Source organism: Variovorax sp. P4_D9 (assembly GCF_056401695.1).
Genome location: NZ_JBFUIU010001138.1, coordinates 1 through 2,280, shown reverse-complemented (window position 1 = coordinate 2,280; position 2,280 = coordinate 1). Strand labels below are relative to the sequence as shown.

Genomic DNA, 2,280 nt, shown 5'->3' with positions numbered 1-2,280 from the left:
CCCGTGGAACTGTTCGACGCCGGGCCAGCGGATGGCAAGCCTGAAGACGCACTGATCTGACGAAAGGCCGTCGCCGGCTTTGTATGGATTACATTGGGTTCTGGACGTAACCCGCAAGAGGACCTTTTAGTTGGATCCAATCGAAGAAGAGTTGAAGCGTATTCAACTTCAACGCGCGCGCATGGAGCTGGAGGATGCGTTGACGCGCCGGGAGCGCAAGGCAGCAGCGTTAGACGTCGCGCAGGGTCTTGCAGCTGCCGCAACCCAGGTTGGGTCTAGAGTTGCTCAGGGGATCGCGCGGTGGTCGACGAAGGCGGGCAGTTGCATTCATCCTTCTTTTGACGCTCGGCTTCACTGTCAAGATTGGCATGGATGGGTACGAGCATCGCCAAGAGATTGAGAGAGACGCCGACCTCCTTGCCAATCGTTTGAGTCGATGCCAGTCACCGACGCAACCTATCGAACACAACTGCTCCGTGTATTTGCGAGGCGATCCCGATGCTGGCGCCTACTTCAAGTGCACCGCTGCGAAAAGCGGTGAGGAGGCCGAAGTGAAGTGGTGCAGAGAACAAGGTCGGTGACCTCACGCGCTTGAATCCCACGATAGCGAAACGCCCCCCGAGTAGGACAATGTTAGGGTCAGGCCCGAGGGTCCAAACGGTTTGCGGTGTCTCGATGGAAGTTAGAACTAACAACGTGCGTAGGCCATCCAATCATGCCCATCACCCCCCTGCACTTCGGTGTCTTGGCTCCGATTAGCCACTTTGCCCCCAACCGGGTGAGCAACGTGTCCTTCGTACTGGTCAACCTCTGGATGGACGCGCCGGCCATCCTTGCCTGGTTCAAGGGCTTGCCTTTGCCTAGCCACGACGCGGACACCCATCACCTGGTGATCGCCATGGTGATGGCCGCACTGGTGGCCATACCAGGGATGCGCTCCAAAAGCTGGGGCTATGGAGCCTTCCTGGGGGCGATCTCGCACATCCTGCTGGATAGCCTGGTGCACCCGGAGATGGTGCCCTTCTGGCCCTTCGTGGAGGGCAACCCCCTCTTCCTGGGCTGGATGGAACCGCTGTCCTGGGCATTGTTGCCCCTGACAGTCTGGTTCACGGCACAGTGTGTGTCAGGTAGCCTCGATTGGCTTAAACGGCGCCAGCAGGCGGCATAGGGCGTGCACGACATCGACTTGGCGTGAGATCGGGGGGCCGGTTGCTGTCTACAACTGGATCTTCTGGATGAGCTCGAGCGCTCGCTGCTGCTGCGCGTGGGCGTGGTGAGAACCTCGAAGGTCGGCGCATCGGGCCTGGCGCTGGGCTTTGCGACAGATGTTGGCTTGGAACGCTGGGCCGAGCCTCGGGGTCGCTCGTGATCTTGGCCTGTTGATCCGTGTCGGCGAACATCAGCTCGCGCCAGGCCTCGCGCATGACAAGAGGTGCATCGGGCTCGGACATGAGGCCTACGGCAATCGCCTAGAAACTAGTGATGGGGAAGTTCTCGCCCTGAGCCGAGCGCATGAGCCGCTGCTCGTAGCCCTTGGGTCGAGTCAGTTCGGGCACGCGGCGCGCGACATAGTTGGCCAGCGAGTCGACTTCGATCATTGCCGCGGTGGGCGCCGCCGCGGCGCCGGCCAAACGTTCCAGCAGCGTGGCGGTGCAAACGCCGTGTCCATCGACCCCGTCCTCCAGCGCCTTGCCCTGCGGCGAGGCGGTCGCCAGGATGTAGCGCCCGGTGCTGCGCACATGCTCGCGGCGGTGGCGACGGGCGCTATCGCCCTTACTATTGAGAGTTACCAAATCCATGACAACCAATAACGTTCTCGAACGTTATCCAATCAGCGGATTGATTGGAGGTGGGTTGCATGGGCAAGAAGTTGGACGAGGCGACGCGCAAACGGGTGCGGGCTGGGCGATTGCTGCTGTGCTCAGAAGCGCCCCTCGATCATCGCCGCTTGCTGGATGCAGGCTACGCTCTGGTAATGTCATGGGTTACGTAAAGATCAATAAGGCATGCCAACTGTGCATGCAGTATGCAGTCCGACTTCACACGCCCGGGTCAACTGGCCAGAAGCGGAACTTCGTCACGGCTTCCCCGTTTTGCGACGGCGGCACCTTGTAGGCGAGTCCACTCTGGCTAAAGTCCGGCTAGGACCTGACCTCAAACTGGAATGCCCTTGCACCAAATCAAGCCCGGCGGGGACTTGAGGCCCGGAGATCATGCTTGCCGAGCTCGGCCAAATACCCGTTATGAACATACCCAACTTCTTGCATCTGGGTCCGAAGG

At 60.4% G+C, this 2,280-nt stretch carries 2 protein-coding genes; one reads left to right on the top strand and one right to left on the bottom strand.

The features are described 5' to 3' along the window. Window positions 1-715 precede the first annotated feature (715 nt). Complete coding sequence (locus tag AC1DY5_RS52050; protein WP_478122087.1) at window positions 716-1,168, top strand: metal-dependent hydrolase; 453 nt, start codon at window positions 716-718, stop codon at window positions 1,166-1,168. A 301-nt stretch (window positions 1,169-1,469) separates the two neighbouring features. On the opposite strand, the gene AC1DY5_RS52045 is transcribed toward AC1DY5_RS52050, so the two are convergent. After that, window positions 1,470-1,799 (bottom strand): hypothetical protein, encoded by a 330-nt coding sequence (locus tag AC1DY5_RS52045; RefSeq protein WP_478122086.1) that lies wholly within the window; start codon window positions 1,797-1,799, stop codon window positions 1,470-1,472. Between the last annotated feature and the right edge of the window lie 481 nt (window positions 1,800-2,280).